Origin of the sequence: Streptomyces sp. NPDC090108, from assembly GCF_044747185.1 — a bacterium.
Classification (GTDB): domain Bacteria; phylum Actinomycetota; class Actinomycetes; order Streptomycetales; family Streptomycetaceae; genus Streptomyces.
In genome coordinates, this window is sequence record NZ_JBIVDQ010000001.1 from 835,463 (window position 1) to 856,672 (window position 21,210).

Here is a 21,210-nt window from a genome sequence, read left to right on the forward strand (position 1 = left end):
TTGGCCGGAATCCCGACCTCGGGTCAGGAGGTCTTGACGACGACCGAGCCGTCCTTGATGGCCGCCTCGGCCTTCTTCAGCGCGGCCTGCATGTCCGCGTTGTTCTTGAAGACCGGGTTGGAGTCGGCGAGGCCGACACCGCCGGTGACCAGGCTGGCGCGGACGACACCGGTGGCCGGCTTCTTGTCGTGCACCGACTTCGCGAGGTTGAACACCGCGCCGTCGACGTCCTTGGTGGCCGAGGTCAGGATCGCGTCCTTGTACTTCGCCAGCGCGGCCTGCTTGTACTGGTCGGAGTCGACACCGATGGCCCACACCTTGTGCGCGGCGGCGGCCTGGATGACGCCCTGGCCGGACAGGCCGGCGGCGGCGTAGACCACGTCGGCACCCGCGTCGATCTGGCCCTCGGCGGCGTCCTTGCCCTTGTCGGGGCTGGAGAAGCCGCCCTCCTGCGCGGTCTGCGTCAGGAACTGCTTCTCGATCTTGATCTTCGGGTCGACCGACTGGGCGCCCTGGATGTAACCGGCCTCGAACTTGTGGATCAGCGGCATGTCCACGCCACCGATGAAGCCGATGTGGTGCTTCTTGGAGGCCTTGGCCGCGGCCACACCGGCGAGGTAGGAGGCCTGCTCCTCGTGGAACACCATGTCGGCGATGTTCGAGGCCTTGTCCTGCTCGTCGTCGATGATGCCGAAGGTGGTCTTCGGGTACTTCGCGGCGACGGCCTTGACGGCGTCCGCGTAGACGAAGCCGACACCGATGACCGGGTTGTAGCCCGACTTGGCCAGCTGCTCCAGGCGCTGCTCCTTGTCGGCGCTGGACTCGCCGTCCTGGGGCTCGACGTCGCGGCTGGTGTACTTGAAGGTGCTGTCGGCCTTCTGGAGCCCCGCGAACGCGGCGTCGTTGAAGGACTGGTCACCCTTGCCACCGACGTCGTAGGCGAGACCGATGCCCTGGGACGCGCCGCCGTGCGAGGCGCTGGTGGAGGAACCGCCACAGGCGGTCACGGCAACGGCAAGGGTAGCGGTCGCAACGCCCGCAACCGCTATTCGGTACACCCGACGCATGGAACTGGACTCCTTTGTGCACGCGCCCAAACCAGGCGCTGGTTCCGCGGCAGCGTAACGCGCGTAGACGTTCCGGAAAACCCCATCTGTCCGGTCCGTTATCGACCTGTGGCCGCGGACTTGTCACCGGCAGAGAGGCCCTGCGGAGGGCAACAGTAATTTGCGCGCCGGACACCGCACGCCCCGGGGGCGGCCGGAAGGGCGGGGAGGCGCCCGCGGCCCTCCCCGTGACGGCACGGAGCCGTGGGGGTGAAGTCGCGCTCCACCCCCACGGCTCGGTGCGGCCGGGCTCAGATGATCACTTGACGGTGACGGTCACCTTGCCGGAGACGATGTCCTGCTTGGCCTTGTCGACCGCGGCCACGACGTCCTTCATGGCCTGGTACTTCGGGTTGCTGTCCGCGAAACCGACGCCGTCGTTCTCGAGGCCGCCGCGCACCACGCCGGTCTTGGGCTTGCCCTCGTGGACCGACTTCACCAGGTCGTAGACCGCGCCGCCGACGTTCTTCAGCGCCGAGCCGAGGATGTGGTCCTTGTACGCGGCGAGCGAGGACTGGGCGTACTGGTCGGAGTCGACACCGATGACCCAGACCTTCTTCGGCGCGGCCTCGGAGATCACACCCTGACCGGAGAGGCCGGCCGCGTGGTAGAGCACGTCGGCGCCCGCGTCGATCTGGCCGCTGGCCGCGTCCTTGCCCTTGTCCGGGCTGGCGAAGCCGCCCTCCTGCGGGGTCTGGGTCAGGTACTGCTTCTCGATCTTGATCTTCGGGTCGACCGACTGGGCGCCCTGGACGTATCCCTGCTCGAACTTGTGGATCAGGGGGATGTCCACGCCGCCGATGAAGCCGATGTGGTGCTTCTTGGAGGCCTTGGCGGCGGCGACGCCCGCCAGGTACGAGGACTGCTCCTCGTGGAAGACCATGTCGGCGACGTTCGGCGCCTTGTCCGTGTCGTCGTCGATGATGCCGAAGGTGGTCTTCGGGAACTTGGCGGCGACCTCCTTGACGGCGTCCGCGTACACGAAGCCGACACCGATGACCGGGTTGTAGCCCGCCTGCGCGAGCTGCTGGAGGCGCTGCACCTTGTCGGCGCTGGACTCGCCGTCCTGCGGCTCGATGTCACGGCCGCCGATCTTGAACTCCTTCTCGGCCTTCTGCAGACCGGCGAACGCGGCGTCGTTGAAGGACTGGTCGCCCTTGCCGCCGATGTCGTAGGCGAGACCGACGCCCTTGCCGGAGTAGGTCCCGGACTTGCCGGACTTCCCCGAGTCGTTCGCGGCGTCCTTGCTGGAACCGCCACAGCCGGTCGCGGCGAGCGCGACGACGGCGGCGGTCGCCGCGATCCGGGAGAACCTCGTCCTCGAAGAGATACCCACAGCAAACCCTCCATCCCCACGGCACCGTCACCGGTCCGCATCCCCAACTCGCCGTCACCGCAGCGATTCCGGCGCACATTAACGCGCGTAGAAGTACAGGGGAACGGGGTTTCGGCTGGCCGTTATCGAACCGTGCCGCCACCGGCGCCGGTTGGCGCCCGGGCCGTCGCGGGCGGCGGTGACAAGTGCCTCAAAGGCCCTCGCAGCGTGGCAAGTTGCTCGCCCGTGGCCACCGGCTCCGCCGGTCCTCGGGCCTCTCGCCGCCCGCACGGCACCCGTCGGCCTCGGGCCCACGGGAGGGCGGGAGCGGCTGGAAACCGACGGTGAGGGCGGGTGGGGCGCGGGGTGCGCGGGTACTCCGCAGAGGGCGTGGTGACGCCGTACGGGGTACCCCCGGGAGCGGGAGGCGGTGCGGGGTACGCGGAGAGGCCGGGGTGCGGGTGCCGGGGCGGGCGGGGGTTCGGCCGGCCGGGGCGGGACGGGTCCGGGGAGGACGGATCCCGGCGGAACAGGCCCGGGGAGGACGGGTCCGGGGAGGGGTCAGCTCACGTCGTCGTCCAGGAGGGCCGCCGCCGTGAACAGTTCGACGCCGACCTTGATGGCGTACTCGTCGGCGTCGAAGTCGCCCTGGTGCAGGTCGCGCACCGTGCGCTCGCCGGGCCTGCGGACGCCGAGGCGGGCCATGGCGCCGGAGACGTGCTCCAGGTACCAGGAGAAGTCCTCGCCGCCCAGGCTCTGCTCGGTGCTCTCGACGGAGTCCAGGCCCCGGCGGGCCACCATCGACCTGCGCAGCAGCTCGGTGGACTCCCGGTCGTTGACGACGGGCGGCACCCCGCGCACGTAGGTGATCTCCGACTTGGCCCGGTGCAGCGTGGCGACCTCGTCGACGGCCGCGTGCAGGATGTCGGGGGCGTCGCGCCAGGCGTCCAGGTCCAGGCAGCGGACGGTGCCGGACAGCTCGGCGTGCTGCGGGATGACGTTCGGGGCGTGGCCCGACTCGATCCGGCCCCAGGTCACGGCGAGCCCGCCACGGGTGTCCACGCGCCGGGCGACCACCGCGGGCACGTCGGTGGCGACGCGGGCCACCGCGGTGACCAGGTCGGTGGTCAGGTGCGGGCGGGCGGTGTGGCCGCCGGGGCCGGCGAGGGCGACCTGGAGGAGGTCGCAGGCGCTGGTGATCGCGCCGTGCCGCAGCCCGACCCGGCCGGCGTCGACGCGGGGGTCGCAGTGCACGGCGAGGATCCGGCCGACGCCGTCGAGCACGCCGTCCCCGATGGCGACCAGGGCGCCGCCGGGCAGCACCTCCTCGGCGGGCTGGAAGAGCAGCCGTACCGGCCGCGGCAGCAGGCCCTTGGCGTGCAGGTCGGCGAGGACGAGTCCGGCGCCCAGCACCACGCTGGTGTGCACGTCGTGGCCGCAGGCGTGGGCGCGGTCGGGCACGGTCGACCGGTAGGGGCAGTCGCTCTTGGTGTCCGGGATGGGCAGCGCGTCGATGTCCGCCCGCAGGGCCAGCAGGGGTACGGCCGACCGCTCGCCCTCGGCGAGCCCGATGTCGCAGACGAGCCCGGTCCCGGTGGCCAGGACGCGGGGGCGCAGTCCGGCCCGCTCCAGCCGCTCCTTGATCGCGGCGGTCGTCCGGAACTCCTGGTTGCCCAGTTCGGGGTGCATGTGCAGATCGCGGCGGAACGCCACGAGTTCGGCGTGCAGGGTTTCGCTGAGCACGCCGGGGAGCACGTCCCCTGGGAGGTCGGCCTCTGTCTCTCGGGACATCACTTGGTTCACCCTCTGAAGGGTAGGACGCCCGGCCGGTCAACTGACCCTCGATCAACAAAAGTTCAGCCCGTTAGGGGAAGAAAATCTGACCGTCGGACGCATGGCGGAGGTCTCTGGTGGGTAAAACCCTTCTTTCTCCCTCCACGGATACCACGCCTGTCTCCCCGACGCTCGGCGTGTCCACGCTCCGGATGACGTTTTCCGGCCACCCCCGGCACTCCGCCGGACGTCCGCGCGAGGCCGCCCCGCGGTCCCGGTGAGGCCGGCCCGCGGTCCGGGTGCGGCCGGCCTGCGGTCGGGTCGGCCCGGCCCGGTCCGGGTGAGGCAGGCCGGTGGCCGGTCACGCCGGGCTCACCGCCGTCAGCCGGTGCACGTCTTTCGCCGTGCCCGTGACGCCCGACAGGAAGCCCTGGGCCCGGGGCGAGGCGTTCTCCGTCAGCCAGGCCGGGTCGATGTCGCAGACGGCGACGCGGACCCCCGTGCCGGCCAGCGCCAGCGGGAGGGTGTGGACGACCGTCGAGGGGAAGCTGAGGACCGTACGGCCGATGGGGCCCCTGCGGGCGATCAGCTCCAGGGGGAGGTCGGGGCGGACGATCTCCAGGCCGGTCCCGGTGGCGAGGCGGTGGAGTTTGGCGGTGTCCTCCCGGCGGTGCGCGAAGTAGCGCGTGGCGCCGTGGGTCCGGGCCAGATCGGCGACGGCCTGGAGGTAGCGGTCGCCGTCCACCACACCGGTCTCGACCAGGGAGGTGCCGACCAGGTCGGCGCCCTTGGTGATGCGCGGCGGGCCGAAGCGGGCCCGGGTCCACGCGAAGTCGTTGGCGGTGACGGTGACGCCCTCGGGGGTCTCGGTCACCGGCATGGAGGAGAAGACCTCCACCCGCCGGCCCGCGCTCGGGGTGAGGCGGCGGCGGGCGGAGGAGGAGACGGGCGCGAAGAGCAGGTCGCGGGGGCCCGGGCGGCCGCCCTTGCGGTGCCAGCGGACCAGCCGCTCGCCCCGGGCCAGCTGGGCGACGAACTCCATGGTCGCCGTGCCGTCGTCCACGACCACCAGGTCGCGGGCGCGGGTGATGGTCAGCAGGAGCTGTACGTAACGGGAGAACGGGTCTCCCATGACGATCCGGTCCGCCCGCCGCAGCACCCCGGCGAGCCCGCCGATGGTGTGGAAGGGCGCGGTCGTGCCGCCCCGCGCCTCCTCCCAGCGCACCCGGTACCCCTCGTCCCGGGCCAGGTCCGCCATGCGGCGCAGCTGGCCCCGGGTCATGGGGTCGGTCGGGGCCAGGACGACGACGGTGAGCTCCACGCCGGACGGGACCGGCGCACCGGACGGCAGCCCCTCGCCGGACGGCACCGGCACACCGGACGGCAGCCCCTCGCCGGACGGGGCCGACGCACCGGAGGGGAGCCGGTCGGTGGACGGGAGCGGGTCACCCGCCGACGGCTGCCGCGTCCGGCCGGGCAGGGGCGGCCGGTCCGGGCCGGCGTCGCCGCGCAGCCCGTGCCGGTGCGCCCACTCCAGTACGTTCAGCAGCTGCACCGGGCTCTCCACGAAGGCGAGCGTGGGTGCGGGGTGGCCGGCGTGACCGGCGCGGGGGCTCATCGCGTGCGACCGTCCCGTCGTCAGGCAGTTGAGGCGGTCAGGGCGCTCAGACGGCGACCGGCTCGCCCGCCGCCGCCGCGATCTCCGCCTCGGCGACGACGCCGGCGACGCGGCGCAGCTTCTTCATCGGGCCCAGCTCGGAGTCGTAGACCTTCTTGACGCCGTCGCCGAGGGAGGCCTCGATGGTGCGGATGTCGCGGACGAGGCGCACCAGGCCCTGCGGCTCGACGGAGGCGGCCTGGTCCGAGCCCCACATGGCGCGGTCGAGGGTGATGTGGCGCTCGACGAAGGCGGCGCCGAGGGCGACGGCGGCCAGCGTGGTCTGCAGGCCGGTCTCGTGGCCGGAGTAGCCGATCGGGACGTTCGGGAACTCCTTCTCCAGCGTGTTGATCGCGCGGAGGTTCAGCTCCTCGGCCTTGGCCGGGTAGGTGCTGGTGGCGTGGCACATGAGGATGTTGTCGCTGCCGAGGACCTCGACCGCGTGGCGGATCTGCTTCGGCGTCGACATGCCGGTGGAGAGGATGACGGTGCGGCCGGTGGCGCGCAGGGCGCGCAGCAGCTCGTCGTCGGTGAGGGAGGCGGAGGCCACCTTGTGGGCGGGGAGGTCGAACTTCTCCAGGAAGGCGACGGCCTCGGTGTCCCACGGGGAGGCGAACCAGTCGATGCCCTTGGTCTTGCAGTACTCGTCGATCTGGCGGTACTCGTCCTCACCGAACTCCACGCGGTGGCGGTAGTCGATGTAGGTCATGCGGCCCCAGGGGGTGTCGCGCTCGATGTCCCACTGGTCGCGCGGGGTGCAGATCTCGGGGGTGCGCTTCTGGAACTTGACGGCGTCGCAGCCGGCCTCGGCGGCCACGTCGATGAGCTTGAACGCGTTCTCCAGCTCACCGTTGTGGTTGATGCCGATCTCGCCGCAGATGTAGACGGGCCTGCCCGGACCGACCTCGCGGGGACCGAACGAACGCAGGCGGGAGTTGGTGCTCATGGCAGAGAAGTTCCTTACTTGGTGAGGGTGTCGAGAGAGGGGCCGAGGATCCAGCCGGCGACCTCCCGGATCGCGCCGTCGCCACCGGGGAGGGTGGTGACCGCGCGCGCGGCGCCGCGTACGACGTCGTGGGCGTTCCCGACCGCCACGGGCCAGCCGACGAGGGCGAAGCACGGGAGGTCGTTGACGTCGTTGCCGACGTAGAGCACGCGCTCGGGCGCGATGCCCTGTTCCTCGCACCACTGCTTGAGGGCGAGGTCCTTGCGGTCGATGCCGTGCAGCACCGGGAGCTTCAGCTTCCGGGCGCGGGCGGCGACCACGGGGTTCTGTTCCGTGGACAGGATCAGCATCCTCAGCCCGCTCCTGCGCAGGGCGGCGATGCCGAGTCCGTCCCCGCGGTGCACGGAGACGGTCTCCCGTCCGTCGGAGTCGATCAGCACCCGGTCGTCGGTCTGGGTGCCGTCGAAGTCGAGGACCACGGCGTCGATGTCGTCGTGGGAGGGGAGGGCGCCGGGCCGGGCCGCGTCGAACAGCGGGGCGAGGGCCCGGGCGCGGGCCAGGTCGTGCGGGTCGTCGATCTCCAGCACCCGGGCCGGGTCGGTGCGGACCAGCTCGGTGCGGCCGAAGAAGCGGTGCCGGTGCGCGCGGAAGCCGGAGGCGTCCATGGCGTAGGCGGCGCCGGTCTCCAGCAGGTCCTGGGGGCGGTCCTGGCGGCGGGGGCGGAAGGATTTGTCGTGGTTGACGCCGTGGCCGCCGCCCGCCGCGGCGGTGGTCGTCCGGGAGGTGCCGGTCCCGTCGGTGTGGGTCCCGTCGGTGCCGGTCCCGTCGGCGGCGATCTCGGCGGCGTTGATCCCGTCCGTGCCGTCGCGCCAGACGAAGCCGTGGAAGGGGGCGACGGTCACCGCGGTGTCCGCGCCGTCGCCGAGGACCGCGCCGGCCACCGCGTCGAGGTCCTCGCGGACGACGAACGGGCTGGTGCACTGGACCAGGAGGACCGCGTCGACGGTGGCGCCGTGCAGCGCCTCGTGGGCGTCCATGGCGTGCAGGACGGCGTCCTCGGAGGTGGCGGTGTCCCCGGCGATGGCGGCGGGGCGCAGCACGACCTCGGCGCCGGCCTGGCGGGCCGCGGCGGCGATGGCGTGGTCGTCGGTGGAGACGACCACGTCGGTCACCAGCCGGGCGCCACGGCATTCCCGGACCGCGCGGGCCACCAGCGGGACGCCGCCGACCGGGGCGAGGTTCTTGGCGGGGACGCCCTTGGAGCCGCCGCGCGCGGGGATCACCGCGAGGACGCGGCGCACCGCGGTGCCCGGGCCTGTGGCCGAGTCGGTCATGGGGTCCTCTCCTGGACGTGCGGGACGTCCTCGACGTGGGATCAGCCCGCTCACAGCTCCCCCATCCGCCGGATCACCGGGGCGACCCGCTGCACACCGTGCCGGTAGGCGCCGCGGGCGGCGCGGCGCACGATCTGCCGTACGGCTCCGGGTTCCTTGTCGGCGGCGGGCGCGCCCGGCAGCGGTGCGCCGTCGGGGCCGAGGTGGTGGCGGGCGAGGATGCCGGGCAGATAGCCGGGCGCGGTCTCGGGGGTGTAGTAGGGGTTCAGGGGCGGCAGGCCGCCGGGCCGCGCGAGCAGGTCGGCGACGCGTTCGCGGGCGGCGGTGAAGCAGGAGTCGTACGAGCCTGCGCCGGCGGCGACGCCCTGCCGGGCCACCCACTCCTCGTCGGCCGCCGGGCGGTGCCCCGCGTCGAGCCGGTCCCAGGAGGCGAGGCACCCGGAGCCGGTGAAGTGGTGGTTGCCGAGCGTCTCGCGCACCCCGAGGTCGGTCAGGACGACGGTGGGGATGCGCCGGTGCAGGGACTCGAGCGCGGCGGTGGAACTGACGGTGACCAGCAGGTCGGTGCGGTCCAGCACCTCGCCCATATGGCCGTACACCAGGCGGAAGTTGGCGGGCAGCTCCTTGCCCTGCGCCAGCTTCTGGTACGGCAGTTCCTCGATGTGCGTGGTGTGTTCGCCCGGCTTGGAGCGCAGCTTGAGCAGCACGTCGCGCTCGGGGTGCAGGCGGGCGTGGGCGATCAGCCGGTCGAGCAGGTAGGCGCGGTCCCTGCGGTTGTCGGGGACGGAGGGCTGGGCCGCGAACACCACGGTGTACGGGCCGTGTTCGCCGGCGTAGGGCTCACCGCCGAGGAACGGCAGCGCGACCTCGGTCACCGCGCCCGCGTCGGCGCCCACTCCCTCGTACACGGCGCGGAACCGCTCCGCGTCGTGGGCGGAGTTGGCGAGGACGAGGTCCGCGCCGTGCCGCAGCAGCAGTCCGTCGGCGAGCTTCTCGTAGACGACGCCGACATAGCCGGTGACGACCGCGGGGCGCGGCCCGGAGCCCCAGGCGTGGCGCAGTCCGTGCAGCATCGCCTGCACACCGCCGCCGACCAGCGCGAGGACCAGGACGTCGTACGGCTCGCCGGTCATGGCGCGCAGGAACTCGACGCCGGTCACCTCGCGGAGGGAGTCGGCACGGACGCCGACTTCCGTCAGCTGGCGGGCGGTGGGGGTGGCTCGTCCTCTGAGGAGGTAGCCGTCGAGGCGGATCCCGGAGCCGGCCGGAGCGAGGCGCTGCGCGGTGAGCGCGCCCCACTTCCACCGGGTGTCGGAATCCGCGAGTACGGCGACCCGCAGGGACTTCGTTGCACTGGCTGGCACGCCGAAGACGCTAGGAAGCGATTCCGATGAACCGCCCAACCCGAATGCAACAAACGGTTAACAGCACACCGCCGAATGGCGAATCGGGCCGCGATCGCGGGCGGTAAAGTCCTGATTCACAGCTTCGCCACGCGTCGTTCACCTCATATCAAGGCGACGGCCAAGACGAATGACGGACCGCGCCCTAACGTCACCCACGTGGTCAAGCTCTCCGTCATCGTGCCGTTCTACAACGTGCAGCAATACGCGCCGGACACGCTGAGAAGTCTCAGTGCGAACGCGCGTGAAGAATTCGAATTCATCCTTGTCGACGACTGTTCCCGCGACGGGACACCGGACATTCTCGCGCGCGCCGAGCAGGAGTTGCCCGGCGCGGTCCTCGTCCGGCACGCGAAGAACGGGGGCCTCGCGACCGCTCGCAACACGGGCATCGACCGGGCACGCGGCGAGTATCTGACGTTTCTCGACGGCGACGACTGGCTGGCTCCCGGCCACTACGCCCGGCTGGTGGCGGCGATCGAGAGGCTGGGATGCGATTTCGTGCGCACCGATCATGTGCAGTGCACGGCGAGGGCGCGCAGCGTGCACCGGGTGCCGGTCGGCCGCCGGAACGTGGTCCTGGACCCGCGGCAGGCGATCCTGCCCGCCGACCGCTCCACGTCGGTGGACTACGCCTACGCATGGGCGGGCATCTACCATCGCCGGCTCGTGGACAAGGGGCTGCTGCACTTCACCGACGGGCTGCGCACGGCCGAGGACCGGCCGTGGATCTGGAAGCTGCACCGGGAGGCGGAGTCGTTCGCCGCGGTCGATCTGCTCGGCGTGTTCTACCGGCGCGGAGTGGCCTCGTCGCTCACCCAGATCGGGGACGTCCGCCAGCTCGACTTCCTTCGCGCCTTCGACCAGGTCGTCGAGGAGACCGCCGCCGACGCGGATGCCGCCGCCCTGCTGCCCAAGGCCGTCCGCACCTACTGCGCCATCATCTCCCATCACCTGGCATCCATCGAAAGGTTCGAGCCCGCGGTGGCGAAGAAGCTGAGATCCCTGAGCGCCGCCGCGCTGCGCCGCATGCCGCAGGCCGTGCTGGACGAGGCGCTGGACTCCATGGACCTCCAGCGCGCCACGAAACTGCGCCGGCTGCGCCGCCGTCCCGCCGGCACGGGGGTCGCCGCGTGACCACCCAGATCTTCCAGGCCTCGACGCTGTACGGCACGGCCACGATCGCCGCCGCCCTGGACTCCGGCTGTTTCCCCTCCGCCGAACGGCGCGTCCTGCTCGTCTGCAACAACGCGGCCACACCCGAGACCACGCCGGCCCTGGACGAGATGCCCGGTTTCGAGCGGCTGCGCGACCGCTTCGACGACGTGATCTCGTACAACGAGACCATCTTCCCCTTCCACCCCGGCGGTTGGGCTCCCCGTCCCGACGACCTGACGCTGTGGGAACGGTTCCTGCGTCACGAATGGGATCTGGGCACCGACGACGTGGCGCTGGTGGTCGAGTCGATCCAGGTCAATCCGTCGCTGTCGCTCGCGCAGATCTTCACCGGTGCCCCGGTGACGGTGTACGCGGACGGCCTGATGAGTTACGGCCCCACCCGCAACAAGATCGATCCACTGGTGGGCACCCGGGTGGAACGCGTTCTCCACCTCGATCTGGTGCCGGGACTTCCGCCGTTGCTGCTGACCGAGTTCGGGGTGCCCGCGGAGATAGTGCCGACAGCCGGCTTCACCAAGGTGCTGGCTGAACTGGCCCCGCTCGGCGACGGACCGCCAGAGGCCGGGGAGCCCGCGCTGCTGCTGGGCCAGTACCTCTCCGCACTGGACATCCTCACCCCGGAGCAGGAGGAGGAACTGCATGTGCGGATGCTGCGGGGCGCGGTCGAACTCGGCCACACCACCGTGGTGTTCAAGCCGCATCCCTCCGCTCCCGCCCGGTTCACCCGCATGCTGGAGCAGGAGGCGGAAAGGCTCGGAGCGGCTCTGACGGTTCTCGGCACACCGGTGCTCGCCGAGGTGCTGTACCAGCGGATGCGTCCCGCGCTGGTCGTCGGCTGCTTCTCCACCGCGCTGCTGACCGCGTCCGCGCTGTACGGCCTGCCGGTCGCGCGGGTCGGCACCGAACTGCTGCTGGACCGGCTGACGCCGTACGAGAACAGCAACCGGATCCCGGTGACCGTCGTCGACGCGCTGCTGCCGGAGCTGGGTGACCGCGCGGCGGTCGAAGAGCAGCGCCGGGGCATGGACGCGGAAGCGCTGGGCGCGCTGGTGCGCGCGGTGGGCTTCGCGATGCAGCCGAAGATCCTGCCCGGGCTGCGCGAGGAGACCCAGCGGTACCTGGCGGCGCACCTGGACCCACGGACCCTCGGCTACTTCAAGCGCAGGCGCCTGGCCGCGCTGGGGTTGCCCGGTGCGGTGCCGTCCCAGCTGTCGTTCGCCCTGCGCAACGCCGCCGTGCGCCGGATGGCACGCAAGGCGCGCGGTCTGCACCGGGCCGTACGCCGCTGACCCCACCCGCGAAGCGGAGGAACTCCGGAAAGGAAACGGAAAGAGAACGGGAAAAGGCGCGGAGATCGACGGGAGAGGGCGGGCTGAAGAACATTCGGGCCGCCCTCCACGCCATTCCCGCGCTTCACCCGGACACCGGAGGAAATCGGTTCCGCACCTCGGCGAATTCCACAAGAAGTTTCTTGCTGTTGACGTTGTTCGGGTAAACAGTCGAACACCATGTCTGCTTCCTCCTCCGCACCCGCCACCGCTCTCCCCGCCCCCGCGCCGGAGAGAGTCCCCGCCCGCTCCGCGCCCGGCGCACGCGGGAGCCGGCTGTACGCCCTCGACGGGCTGCGTCTGCTGGCCGCGCTGATGGTCTGCCTCTACCACTACACCGGACGCGGCGGCCCGGTGTCCGCCTCCTGGCACCAGGCCCCGTCCCACCTTTTCCCGACCCTGTCCCACGTGTCCGTGTACGGAAATCTGGGCGTGCAGTTCTTCTTCGTCATCAGCGGATTCGTCATCTGCATGAGCGGCTGGGGCCGCACGCTCGGCGATTTCTTCCGCTCCCGCGTCGCCCGTCTCTATCCCGCCTACTGGGTCGCCCTGGTCCTGGTCACCGGCGCCTCCCTCGCCCTGCCGGTGGTCGTGCACGCGGTCCGGGCGGACGAGTTCCTGGTCAACCTGACGATGCTGCAGCAGCCCATGGGCGTACCGCGCGTGCTGGGCGTGTGCTGGACCCTGTGGGTCGAGGTCCGCTTCTACGCGCTGTTCGCACTGCTCGTCGTCGCGCGCGGGGTCACCTACCGCCGCGTGGTGATGTTCTGCGGGGTGTGGACGCTGGCGGTCGTGCTGTGCCGCACGAACGGCAACGCGCTGACGGACCAGCTGGTCATGCCCGACTACGCCCCGTTCTTCATCGGCGGCCTCGCCCTGTACCTCGTCCACCGCTTCGGCAACGGCCTGCTCCCGTGGGGCATCGTCGCCTTCTCCTGGCTGCTCGCCCAGAGCGACGCCACGCGCGGACTGTGGCACACGCACGGCGAACCGGTCCGCGACCCGTACGTCGTGATGGCGATCGTGACCCTCGCGTTCGCCGCCGTGGCCGTCGTGGCGGCGGGCTGGGCGGCCCGCGCGAACTGGTCCTGGCTGGCCACCGCGGGCGCGCTCACGTACCCGTTCTACCTGGTCCACGAGCACCTGGGCTGGTTCGTCATCCGGGTGCTGCACCGGGGCCTGGGCCTGCCCGCGTGGCCGACGCTCGGCGCGACGGTCCTGAGCATGCTGACCCTGGCCTGGCTGATCCACCGCCTCGTGGAGAAACCCCTCGGCCCCCGCCTGCGCAGGGCGCTGAAGCGGCCGGTGGACACCCTCGGCTGAGCCCGCGCTCAGGCGATCCCGTACCGCGCCCCGATGCCCGCGACCACGAGGGCCAGGCCTTCCTCGAACTGCTGGTCGTAGTCGTCGAAGAGGAGCCGGCCCGCTTCGGCCGCGAGAGGGAACTCGGCCATGCGGCGGGCGCGTTCCTCGATGTCGTACCCCTCCCGGCGCTCGCCCGGGAGGGGCCGTACGCCCTGCTCCTCGGTGACGAAGCCGATGGTGTACATCACGGCGGTCCGCCCGGCGTTGACCGCCTGGGCCAGGCCCAGACCGGCGGCCGTGAAGACCCGCAGGTTCTCCTCGATCTCGCGGGCGTGGTCCGTGCCCGTGAAGCGTGAGCCGCTGTAGACCTTGGCGCCGTCGCGATAGCCGAGGAGGGCGGACCGCAGCCCGCGGCTGGTCCTGAGCAGCCGTTCCTGCCAGGTGTCGGCGGGGTCGGACGCGATGGCGGCGGCCATCCGCCGGTACATCTCGGTCGCCATCTCGTCCAGCAGCGCCTGCTTGTCCTTGAAGTGCCAGTACAGCGCGGGCGCCTTGACGTCCAGCTCGCGGGCGATGGCACGCAGGGTCAGGCCGTCGAGGCCGGTCTCGTTCAGCAGCCGCAGTGCCGTGTCGGCGACCCGGCGCCGGTCCAGGGGCACGCGTCGGTCCGTACTCACGCTTGACAGCTTAACAGCGTTAAGGGCACGCTCGTCGGCGGCGGCACTTAACGGCGTTAAGGAGAAAAGTCGTGGATGTTCCGGAGGTACTGATCGTGGGAGCCGGGCCGACCGGGCTCACCCTCGGCATCGACCTGGCCCGGCGCGGCGTGGACGCGCTGGTGGTGGAGCGGGCGGCGGAGCTGTTCCCGGGCTCGCGCGGCAAGGGCATCCAGCCGCGCACCCAGGAGGTCTTCGACGACCTCGGCGTCCTGGACGCGGTGCGCGCCGCCGGCGGGACCTACCCGGACCGCCTGATCTGGAAGGACGGCGAACGCGTCGGCGTGAAGCCGATGTTCGAGAAGGTCGAGGCGGACGAGGGCACCCCGTACACCGAGCCCCTGATGGTCGCGCAGTGGCGCACCCAGGAGGTGCTGTACGCGCGGCTGCTGGAGCTGGGCGGCCGGGTGGCGTTCGGGGTCGAGGTGACGGGACTGGAGCAGGACGCGGACGGCGTGAGCGTGCACCGCGCCGACGGCCCGGCCCTGCGCGCCGGACATGTCGTCGCGGCCGACGGGGGCCGCTCGGCGGTCCGGCGCGCGCTGGGCGTCGGCATGGCCGGCGAGATGCTCGACCCGGCGTCGTACCTGGTGGCGGACGTGACGCTGACGGGCCTGGACCGCGACCACTGGCACACGTTCCCGGCTGCCGGTGGCACCGGTGTCGCGCTGTGCCCGCTCGCCGGGACCGACGCGTTCCAGCTCCAGGGGCGCTTCGCCGCGGGCGTGCCCCCGCTGTCCCTGGCCGGTGTCCGCGAGCTGGTCGCCGCGTACACGCATCTGGACACCGGGAACGTGACCGCGCTGCGCTGGGTCTCCGACTTCCGCCCGCGCACCGGCCTCGCGGACCGGTTCCGGGCCGGCCGGGTCCTCCTCGCGGGCGACGCCGCGCACGTGCATTCACCGGCCGGCGGCCAGGGGCTGAACACCAGCGTCCAGGACGCCTACAACCTGGGCTGGAAGCTGGGGGCGGTGCTGCGCGCAGGGGCGCCGGACTCCCTTCTCGACACCTACGAGGAGGAGCGGCGTGCCAACGCCGCCGCCATGCTCGGGCTGTCGACGGGCGTCCACCGCGGGGAGGTGCGGCGCGGCAGGGCGACGGTCCAGCTCGATCTGGCGTACCCGGAGTCGTCGCTCAGCGAGGAGCGGCGTGCCGCCCCGGCCGGGGTGCGCGCGGGCGACCGGGCGCCGGACGGCACGGTGGACGGCGTCCGCCTCTTCGACGCGTTCCGGGGACCGCACTGGACGCTGCTGGGTGCCCCTGCACCCGTCCCGGGAGTACGGTCGCTGCCCGCGGCCCCGGCCTCCTACGGCCCCGGCGTCTTCCTGGTCCGCCCGGACGGCTACGTCGGCTGGGCGGGCGACACGGCGGCGGACGGACTGGACGCCTATCTGGCCCGCGTCGGCTGCCATTGAGGCCGCGTCGGCTGCCGCTGAGCCCGCCCCGGCCGCCGTTGAGCCCGCCCCGGACGGCGCCCCGAGGCCGGGGGAACGTCCCGCCGGACGGCGCCGGGGCCGGGGGGATGCCCGCTACGCGCCGGCCATCGACAGCTTCACGGCGAATCCGAGGAACAGCACTCCCGCCGCCGAGGTGGCCGTCGCCGACAGCCGCCTGCGGCGCCGGAACGCGGCGGCCAGCCGGGTGCCGCCGAATATCAGCGCGCTGAGGTACAGGAAGCTGGCCAGCTGGGCGAAGGCGCCGAGGACGACGAACGACAGGGCCGGGTGGGCGTACCCGGGGTCCACGAACTGCACGAAGAAGGCGACGAAGAACAGGATCGCCTTGGGGTTGAACAGGCTGACGACGAGCGCCTTGCGGAAGGGCCGCTCACCGTCGGCGGCGGCCGCCGGGGAGGCGTCGGCCGCGCCCTGCTCCCGCCGGGTCCGCCACATCAGGAGGGCGGAGCGCAGCATCCCGATCGCCAGCCAGGTCAAGTACGCGGCACCCGCGTACTTCACGATCCCGAACAGCACCGCGTTGCCCTGGAGCAGCGAGGCGACCCCGGCCGCGGACAGCGTCATCAGCACGGTGTCCCCGCACCACACGCCCGCGGCGGCGGTGTACCCGGCCCGCACACCGCGGCGGGCGGCGACCGAGAGGACGTAGAGCGAGTTGGGACCGGGCAGCAGGACGATCAGGACCAGTCCTGCCAGATATGTGGGGAGATCGATGACGCCGAACATGGAAGCGAGTGTCCCACGGGGCCGGGACGCCCAGGGCGGCCTCCCGATCCGTGGACACCCCCGCGCGGGCGCGCCGGGACCGGCGGGTCAGAACACGTCCACCGGTACGTAGGAGCCCCAGACCTCCCGGAGCGCTCCGCACACCTCGCCCACCGTCGCCCGGGCCCGCAGCGCGTCCTTCATCGGGTGGAGCACGTTGTCCTCGCCCGCGGCGGCCTTCTTCAGCGCGGCCAGGGCCGCGTCCACCGCCGCCCGGTCCCGGCGGGCCCGCAGCGCGGCGAGCCGCTCGGCCTGCCGGGCCTCGATCTCCGGGTCGACGCGCAGCGGCTCGTACGGCTCCTCCGCGTCGAGCCGGAAGCGGTTGACGCCGACCACGACGCGCTCCCCCGAGTCGGTCTCCCGCGCGATGCGGTAGGCGTTGCGCTCGATCTCGGCCTTCTGGAAGCCCTGTTCGATCGCGGCCCGCGCGCCTCCCAGGTCCTCCACCCTCCGCATCAGCTCCAGCACGGCCGTCTCCACGTCGTCGGTCATGCTCTCGACCGCGTAGGAGCCGGCGAAGGGGTCGACCGTCGCGGTCACGTCCGTCTCGTGGGCGAGCACCTGCTGGGTGCGCAGGGCGAGCCGGGCGCTCTTGTCCGTCGGCAGGGCGATCGCCTCGTCGAAGGAGTTGGTGTGCAGGGACTGGGTGCCTCCGAGGACCGCGGCCAGGGCCTGTACGGCGACCCGGACGAGGTTCACCTCCGGCTGCTGCGCGGTCAGCTGGACGCCCGCCGTCTGGGTGTGGAAGCGCAGCATCCAGGACTTCGGGTCGCGCGCACCGAACTCCTCCCGCATCACCCGGGCCCAGATCCTGCGCGCGGCACGGAACTTGGCGACCTCCTCCAGCAGGGTCGTACGGGCGACGAAGAAGAAGGACAGCCGCGGGGCGAAGTCGTCGACGTCCATGCCGGCCGCGACCGCCGTGCGGACGTACTCGATGCCGTCGGCGAGGGTGAAGGCGATCTCCTGCGCGGGCGAGGCACCGGCCTCGGCCATGTGGTAGCCGGAGATCGAGATCGTGTTCCACCTCGGCATCTCGGCCCGGCAGTACGCGAAGATGTCGGCGGTCAGCCGGAGCGAGGGGCCGGGCGGGAAGATGTACGTGCCCCGCGCGATGTACTCCTTCAGGACGTCGTTCTGGACCGTGCCGGTCAGGAGGTCGGCGCTCACCCCCTGCTCCTCCGCCACCAGCTGGTACATCAGGAGCAGCAGCGCGGCCGGGGCGTTGATCGTCATCGACGTCGAGACCCGGTCCAGCGGGATGCCGTCGAACAGCTCCCGCATGTCCTCGACCGAGTCGACGGCGACGCCGACCTTGCCGACCTCGCCGTGCGCGAGGGGCGCGTCGGAGTCGTGGCCCATCTGGGTGGGCAGGTCGAAGGCGACGGACAGGCCGGTGGTGCCGTGCTCGATCAGCCGCCGGTAGCGGGCGTTGGACTCGGCGGCCGTACCGAAGCCGGCGTACTGCCGCATGGTCCAGGGGCGGCCGGTGTACATGGTCGGGTAGACCCCGCGGGTGTACGGGTAGGCGCCCGGTTCGCCCAGCTTCCGGTCCGGGTCCCAGCCGGCGAGGTCCGCCGGGCCGTAGACCGGCTCGACGGGCAGGCCCGACTCCGACTCACGCGGCATGGGTGTCTCCGCCTCACGCGCCATGGATGCCTCCGCGGGAACGTTTCCCTCATCCTCACCATGCCCCGTAGTTCGGCGGCGGTCACGCGGGGAAACATCCCTCGCATGAGGATTCCGGCCTCAGGGCCCTTCTTCCGGATCGGGCCGGCCCGGCCCCGCAGCGCCGCACAGCGGGCGACCCCGGCAAGATCCGGGAGGCAGGCCCGAGCCTCCGCGGCACTCGCCGCGGCCGCCGTGCTCGCCGCGCTCGGCGGCTGCACCGTGCCGCCCCCGGACGGCGGGGACGGCAAGCACCGTTCGCCCGTCCACATCCAGCTGCCCTCCGGCTCGCCCGGGCGGAGTTCCGGTGCCGGCGGTCCGCGGGAAGCCGCCCCGGATCCCACCCGGACGGCCCAGCCCCCGGCGGCCCCCGCCCTGTGGTCGCGCGGGGACAGCGGTCCGGGCGTGCGCGAACTCCAGGCCCGCCTCCGCCAGCTCGACTGGCTGTTCGACGGACCGACGGGGTCGTACGACGATCTGACCGAGCGAGCCGTCGCGGGCTTCCAGGGCAAGCGCGGGCTGCCGAGGACCGGCGAGACGGACGCGGCCACCTGGCGGCGGCTGCTGGCGATGACCCACCGGCCGGGCCGGTGGGAGCTCTATCTGATGGGAGGGCAGCCGGCCGCCGCGCCCGACCCGCGCTGTCTGTACGGGCGTGTGCTGTGCATCAGCAAGACCACCCGGACCCTGCGCTGGATGATCGACGGCCGGACGGTGTCGACGATGTCCGTCCGCTTCGGCACGCAGTACACCCCGACCCGCGAGGGTGTGTTCCGGATCTACTGGAAGTCACGGCACCATGTGTCGACGCTCTACCACTCCCCTATGCCGTACGCGATGTTCTTCAGCGGCGGCGAAGCGGTGCACTACTCCTACGACTTCGCGGCTCGCGGCTACGCGGGCGGTTCGCACGGCTGCGTCAACGTGCGGGACGAGGCGGCCGTCTCGGCGCTGTTCGCGCAGGTGCGGACCGGCGACAAGGTCGTCGTGTCCTGGTGAGCGGGCGGCCCGGCGAGGCGTGCGGGGCGCGGAAGGCGTGCGCGGGGCGCGAGAGGTTTTGCGGGGCGCGGGCGGGACCGGGGGAACGTGTCCCGCCCGCGCCAGGTGCACGAGCCGTGGGTACGGGGGGAACCCCGGCTCAGTGCGACGGCCGATGACCAGTCGGCTCACTCACTACTGCGTCACGACCTCGAGAAACGTCACACCTGTCGCGAAAAAACTTTTGCGTGCAACGAAATCGCAGGTCACAGGCGTGCGTGGCAGCCCGGGCGGGGGCGTGCGCCGGAGCGGAAAGCGCTGATCAGAGCACGTGGAACGAGGGGCTCGGCGCGGACGCGGGGGGAGCGGGGACGTTCTTCACCCAGGGGCGCGCGGGCGCCAAGGGCGTGGGGAAGGCGGAGGCGAGGCCGCCTCGGCGGTGGCCGTGGTGCCGGCGGTGGCCGCGGTCGCGGCCCCCGTGCCCCTCGTCGTCGTCGCCCTTGCCGTCGCGGTCACCGCGGCCGTCGCGGCCGCCGCCGCCCTCACGCCCGCCGGTCCTGCCGTCGCGCCGTCCGTCACCCTTGCCGTCGCCGCGGTTTCCGTCCCCGCCGGACGACAGCACGGTCCCGCAGTACGTCTTCACGCGCGCCGGACCGCCCGCCAGGCCCTCCAGGACCCGCCTGCGCTCGGCGCCCGGTTCCCGGCCCTCGCGCAGATCGCGGCAGGTGAGGACGGCGGTCCGCCACCACGGACGGGGTGCCCCGGAGGAGGTGCCGGAAGCGTGCGCGGACCCGGCCTCCGCGTCCGGCCGTCCGGTGGCGGCGGGACCGCCGCCCGTGGAACCGCCCGCGGAGCCGCTCGGGGCCGCCTGCGGACCGCCGGTCCGCGAGGGCCGGGGCGAGGGCGAGGCGAGCGTCTGCCCGGGGGTCGCGGTGGCGGAGACGGAGGCGCCGGGGTCGGGCCGGTGGTGGTGGAACGGCGAGGGCAGCACACCGCCCGCGGCCATGGCGACCCCGCCGACCGTGCCCACGGCGACGGCCGCGGCGAGCACGAGCCGGACGGGACGGCCCCAGCGGGGGCGGCGCGCGGGGGCTCCGGCCCGCAGGCCGTCCCGGCCGCGGGCGCGCGTTCCGCCGGTGCGCGGCGGGTGGGTCCTGCGGTCGTGGGCCAGCGGGTCGATCCGCACCAGACCGGCGTCGAACCCGGGGGCGGAGACGGCGGGGCGGTCCGTGGCCGCGGAGCCGAGGGCGGCGGCCGCGCGTTCGGCGTCGGCGGCCTCGCGGGCCTTGCGGAACGCGGCCACCGCGCCTTCCTCGCCGGGCAGTTCACCGTCCGAGGGGGCCGCCTCGGCGGCGAGCGTGCCGAGCAGCGCGGCGAGCCGGCCGGCCCGGTCACGGGCGGCGGGGGCGACGGCTTCCAGCGACTCACCGCTCAGCAGGCGTTCCGCCGTCTCCCGGTTCAGCCACTTGTCGTGCTCGTCGGCCATCACATGTCCTTCTGCGTACGCGTCCGCGTATGCGTCACACCGGCGGACCTCACGGCGCCGCCACGTGGCTCTCGCTGGGGCGGCAGCGCGTCGAGCGCGTCCGCGGATTCCGGGTCCGCGCCGAGCATCTCCGCGAGCCGCTTCAGACCGCGGTGGGCCGCGGTCCGTACGGCGCCGGCGCGCTTGCCGAGCGTCTCGGCGGCGGACTTGGCGTCCAGGCCGACCACCACGCGCAGCACGACCGCCTCGGCCTGGTCCTGCGGGAGGCGCGCGATGAGCGACAGGGTGGTGCCGGTGCTCAGGGCCTCGATGGCCTCACCGGCGGTGTCCGACTCGGCGGCACGGCCGGTCAGTTCGGTCTCGTCGCCGACCGTCACGGGGCGGCGCCCCCGCATGCGTATGTGGTCCAGGGCGCGGTTGCGGGCTATCCGTGCGGCCCAGCCCCGGAACCGGTCGGCGTCACCGCTGAACCGTTCGAGGTCCCGGGCGATCTGGAGCCAGGCCTCGGACGCGACGTCCTCCGCGTCCGGGTCGCCGACCAGCGTGCGCACATAACCGAGCAGCCGTGGATGCACCGCGCGGTACACCGTGCGGAACGCGGCCTCGTCGCCGTCCTGTGCCGCACGCACCGCGGTGGTCAGCTCCGCGTCGTCCCCCAGCACCGCACTCCCTTATTGCACCAGTCTTCGGTCGGCGCGAAAGGCACGTTACGGCGTGAAACCGCTGCTCGTCCATGTCCGTAGAAGATGCAACTAACTCGTGACACGCGGGGTGTGACAGAAAGCTCACGCACG

17 protein-coding genes are annotated in these 21,210 nt (G+C 72.6%); 5 read left to right on the forward strand and 12 right to left on the reverse strand.

The genetic code is table 11. The features are described from left to right. Positions 1-23: 23 nt before the first annotated feature. The 7 genes from ACIPRD_RS03665 to ACIPRD_RS03695 form a co-directional block, all read right to left on the reverse strand. Positions 24-1,067, reverse strand: coding sequence for a BMP family ABC transporter substrate-binding protein (locus ACIPRD_RS03665; protein WP_356400626.1), 1,044 nt, complete (start codon positions 1,065-1,067; stop codon positions 24-26). Between the two features lie 298 nt (positions 1,068-1,365). Then, complete coding sequence (locus ACIPRD_RS03670; protein WP_401560044.1) at positions 1,366-2,436, reverse strand: BMP family protein; 1,071 nt, start codon at positions 2,434-2,436, stop codon at positions 1,366-1,368. Positions 2,437-2,982: 546 nt separating this feature from the next. Then, positions 2,983-4,212 (reverse strand): amidohydrolase, encoded by a 1,230-nt coding sequence (locus ACIPRD_RS03675; protein ID WP_401559558.1) that lies wholly within the window; start codon positions 4,210-4,212, stop codon positions 2,983-2,985. Positions 4,213-4,555: 343 nt separating this feature from the next. Beyond that, positions 4,556-5,812 (reverse strand): hypothetical protein, encoded by a 1,257-nt coding sequence (locus ACIPRD_RS03680; protein ID WP_401559561.1) that lies wholly within the window; start codon positions 5,810-5,812, stop codon positions 4,556-4,558. 46 nt (positions 5,813-5,858) lie between these two features. Continuing rightward, positions 5,859-6,797, reverse strand: a complete 939-nt coding sequence (locus ACIPRD_RS03685; RefSeq protein WP_356400632.1) for an N-acetylneuraminate synthase family protein — start codon at positions 6,795-6,797, stop codon at positions 5,859-5,861. 14 nt (positions 6,798-6,811) lie between these two features. After that, a complete protein-coding gene (locus ACIPRD_RS03690) occupies positions 6,812-8,131 on the reverse strand; it encodes a cytidylyltransferase domain-containing protein (protein ID WP_401559564.1) in 1,320 nt (439 codons plus the stop codon). Between the two features lie 50 nt (positions 8,132-8,181). Then, positions 8,182-9,495: a DUF6716 putative glycosyltransferase gene (locus tag ACIPRD_RS03695; protein WP_356400635.1), complete on the reverse strand. Its 1,314-nt coding sequence runs from the start codon at positions 9,493-9,495 to the stop codon at positions 8,182-8,184. Between the two features lie 198 nt (positions 9,496-9,693). Between ACIPRD_RS03695 and ACIPRD_RS03700 the strand changes: the two genes are divergently transcribed. From ACIPRD_RS03700 to ACIPRD_RS03710, 3 genes are all read left to right on the forward strand, one after another. Beyond that, positions 9,694-10,671: a glycosyltransferase family 2 protein gene (locus tag ACIPRD_RS03700; RefSeq protein WP_356401209.1), complete on the forward strand. Its 978-nt coding sequence runs from the start codon at positions 9,694-9,696 to the stop codon at positions 10,669-10,671. Next, positions 10,668-12,002: a polysialyltransferase family glycosyltransferase gene (locus tag ACIPRD_RS03705; RefSeq protein WP_356400637.1), complete on the forward strand. Its 1,335-nt coding sequence runs from the start codon at positions 10,668-10,670 to the stop codon at positions 12,000-12,002. The genes ACIPRD_RS03700 and ACIPRD_RS03705 overlap by 4 nt, the downstream gene beginning before the upstream one ends. A 219-nt stretch (positions 12,003-12,221) precedes the next feature. Continuing rightward, the gene (locus ACIPRD_RS03710) at positions 12,222-13,364 is read left to right on the forward strand and encodes an acyltransferase family protein (RefSeq protein ID WP_401559569.1); all 1,143 of its coding nucleotides are present in this window, start codon (positions 12,222-12,224) and stop codon (positions 13,362-13,364) included. Between the two features lie 8 nt (positions 13,365-13,372). Here ACIPRD_RS03710 and ACIPRD_RS03715 read toward each other — a convergent pair whose 3' ends face one another. Beyond that, positions 13,373-14,023 carry a TetR/AcrR family transcriptional regulator C-terminal domain-containing protein gene (locus ACIPRD_RS03715; protein WP_356400644.1) on the reverse strand — a complete coding sequence of 217 codons (651 nt, stop codon included), beginning with the start codon at positions 14,021-14,023 and terminating at the stop codon, positions 13,373-13,375. A gap of 71 nt (positions 14,024-14,094) precedes the next feature. Between ACIPRD_RS03715 and ACIPRD_RS03720 the strand changes: the two genes are divergently transcribed. Next, on the forward strand, positions 14,095-15,477 hold the full coding sequence (locus ACIPRD_RS03720) for an FAD-dependent monooxygenase (protein WP_401559572.1): 1,383 nt from the start codon (positions 14,095-14,097) through the stop codon (positions 15,475-15,477). A gap of 114 nt (positions 15,478-15,591) precedes the next feature. Here the strand turns inward: ACIPRD_RS03720 and leuE are convergent, their stop codons facing one another. Both leuE and ACIPRD_RS03730 read right to left on the reverse strand, forming a co-directional pair. After that, entirely contained in the window at positions 15,592-16,245 is a 654-nt protein-coding gene (leuE, locus tag ACIPRD_RS03725) for a leucine efflux protein LeuE (RefSeq protein WP_401559575.1), read from the reverse strand. Between the two features lie 87 nt (positions 16,246-16,332). After that, the gene (locus tag ACIPRD_RS03730) at positions 16,333-17,913 is read right to left on the reverse strand and encodes a methylmalonyl-CoA mutase (RefSeq protein WP_401559577.1); all 1,581 of its coding nucleotides are present in this window, start codon (positions 17,911-17,913) and stop codon (positions 16,333-16,335) included. Between the two features lie 105 nt (positions 17,914-18,018). Between ACIPRD_RS03730 and ACIPRD_RS03735 the strand changes: the two genes are divergently transcribed. Then, positions 18,019-18,951, forward strand: a complete 933-nt coding sequence (locus tag ACIPRD_RS03735; RefSeq protein WP_401559580.1) for a L,D-transpeptidase family protein — start codon at positions 18,019-18,021, stop codon at positions 18,949-18,951. Between the two features lie 301 nt (positions 18,952-19,252). Here ACIPRD_RS03735 and ACIPRD_RS03740 read toward each other — a convergent pair whose 3' ends face one another. Beyond that, positions 19,253-20,416 carry a hypothetical protein gene (locus tag ACIPRD_RS03740; protein ID WP_356400654.1) on the reverse strand — a complete coding sequence of 388 codons (1,164 nt, stop codon included), beginning with the start codon at positions 20,414-20,416 and terminating at the stop codon, positions 19,253-19,255. Next, positions 20,416-21,078, reverse strand: coding sequence for an RNA polymerase sigma factor (locus ACIPRD_RS03745; protein ID WP_356400656.1), 663 nt, complete (start codon positions 21,076-21,078; stop codon positions 20,416-20,418). Before ACIPRD_RS03745 ends, ACIPRD_RS03740 begins: the two co-directional genes overlap by 1 nt. Between the last annotated feature and the right edge of the window lie 132 nt (positions 21,079-21,210).

Coding starts and splice junctions, on each gene's coding strand:
- ACIPRD_RS03665 (WP_356400626.1), bottom strand. CDS start 1,067: ATGCGTCGGGTGTACCGAATAGCGGTTGCGGGCGTTGCGACCGCTACC.
- ACIPRD_RS03675 (WP_401559558.1), bottom strand. CDS start 4,212: ATGTCCCGAGAGACAGAGGCCGACCTCCCAGGGGACGTGCTCCCCGGC.
- ACIPRD_RS03680 (WP_401559561.1), bottom strand. CDS start 5,812: ATGAGCCCCCGCGCCGGTCACGCCGGCCACCCCGCACCCACGCTCGCC.
- ACIPRD_RS03685 (WP_356400632.1), bottom strand. CDS start 6,797: ATGAGCACCAACTCCCGCCTGCGTTCGTTCGGTCCCCGCGAGGTCGGT.
- ACIPRD_RS03690 (WP_401559564.1), bottom strand. CDS start 8,131: ATGACCGACTCGGCCACAGGCCCGGGCACCGCGGTGCGCCGCGTCCTC.
- ACIPRD_RS03710 (WP_401559569.1), top strand. CDS start 12,222: ATGTCTGCTTCCTCCTCCGCACCCGCCACCGCTCTCCCCGCCCCCGCG.
- leuE (WP_401559575.1), bottom strand. CDS start 16,245: ATGTTCGGCGTCATCGATCTCCCCACATATCTGGCAGGACTGGTCCTG.
- ACIPRD_RS03730 (WP_401559577.1), bottom strand. CDS start 17,913: ATGCCGCGTGAGTCGGAGTCGGGCCTGCCCGTCGAGCCGGTCTACGGC.
- ACIPRD_RS03735 (WP_401559580.1), top strand. CDS start 18,019: ATGAGGATTCCGGCCTCAGGGCCCTTCTTCCGGATCGGGCCGGCCCGG.
- ACIPRD_RS03740 (WP_356400654.1), bottom strand. CDS start 20,416: ATGGCCGACGAGCACGACAAGTGGCTGAACCGGGAGACGGCGGAACGC.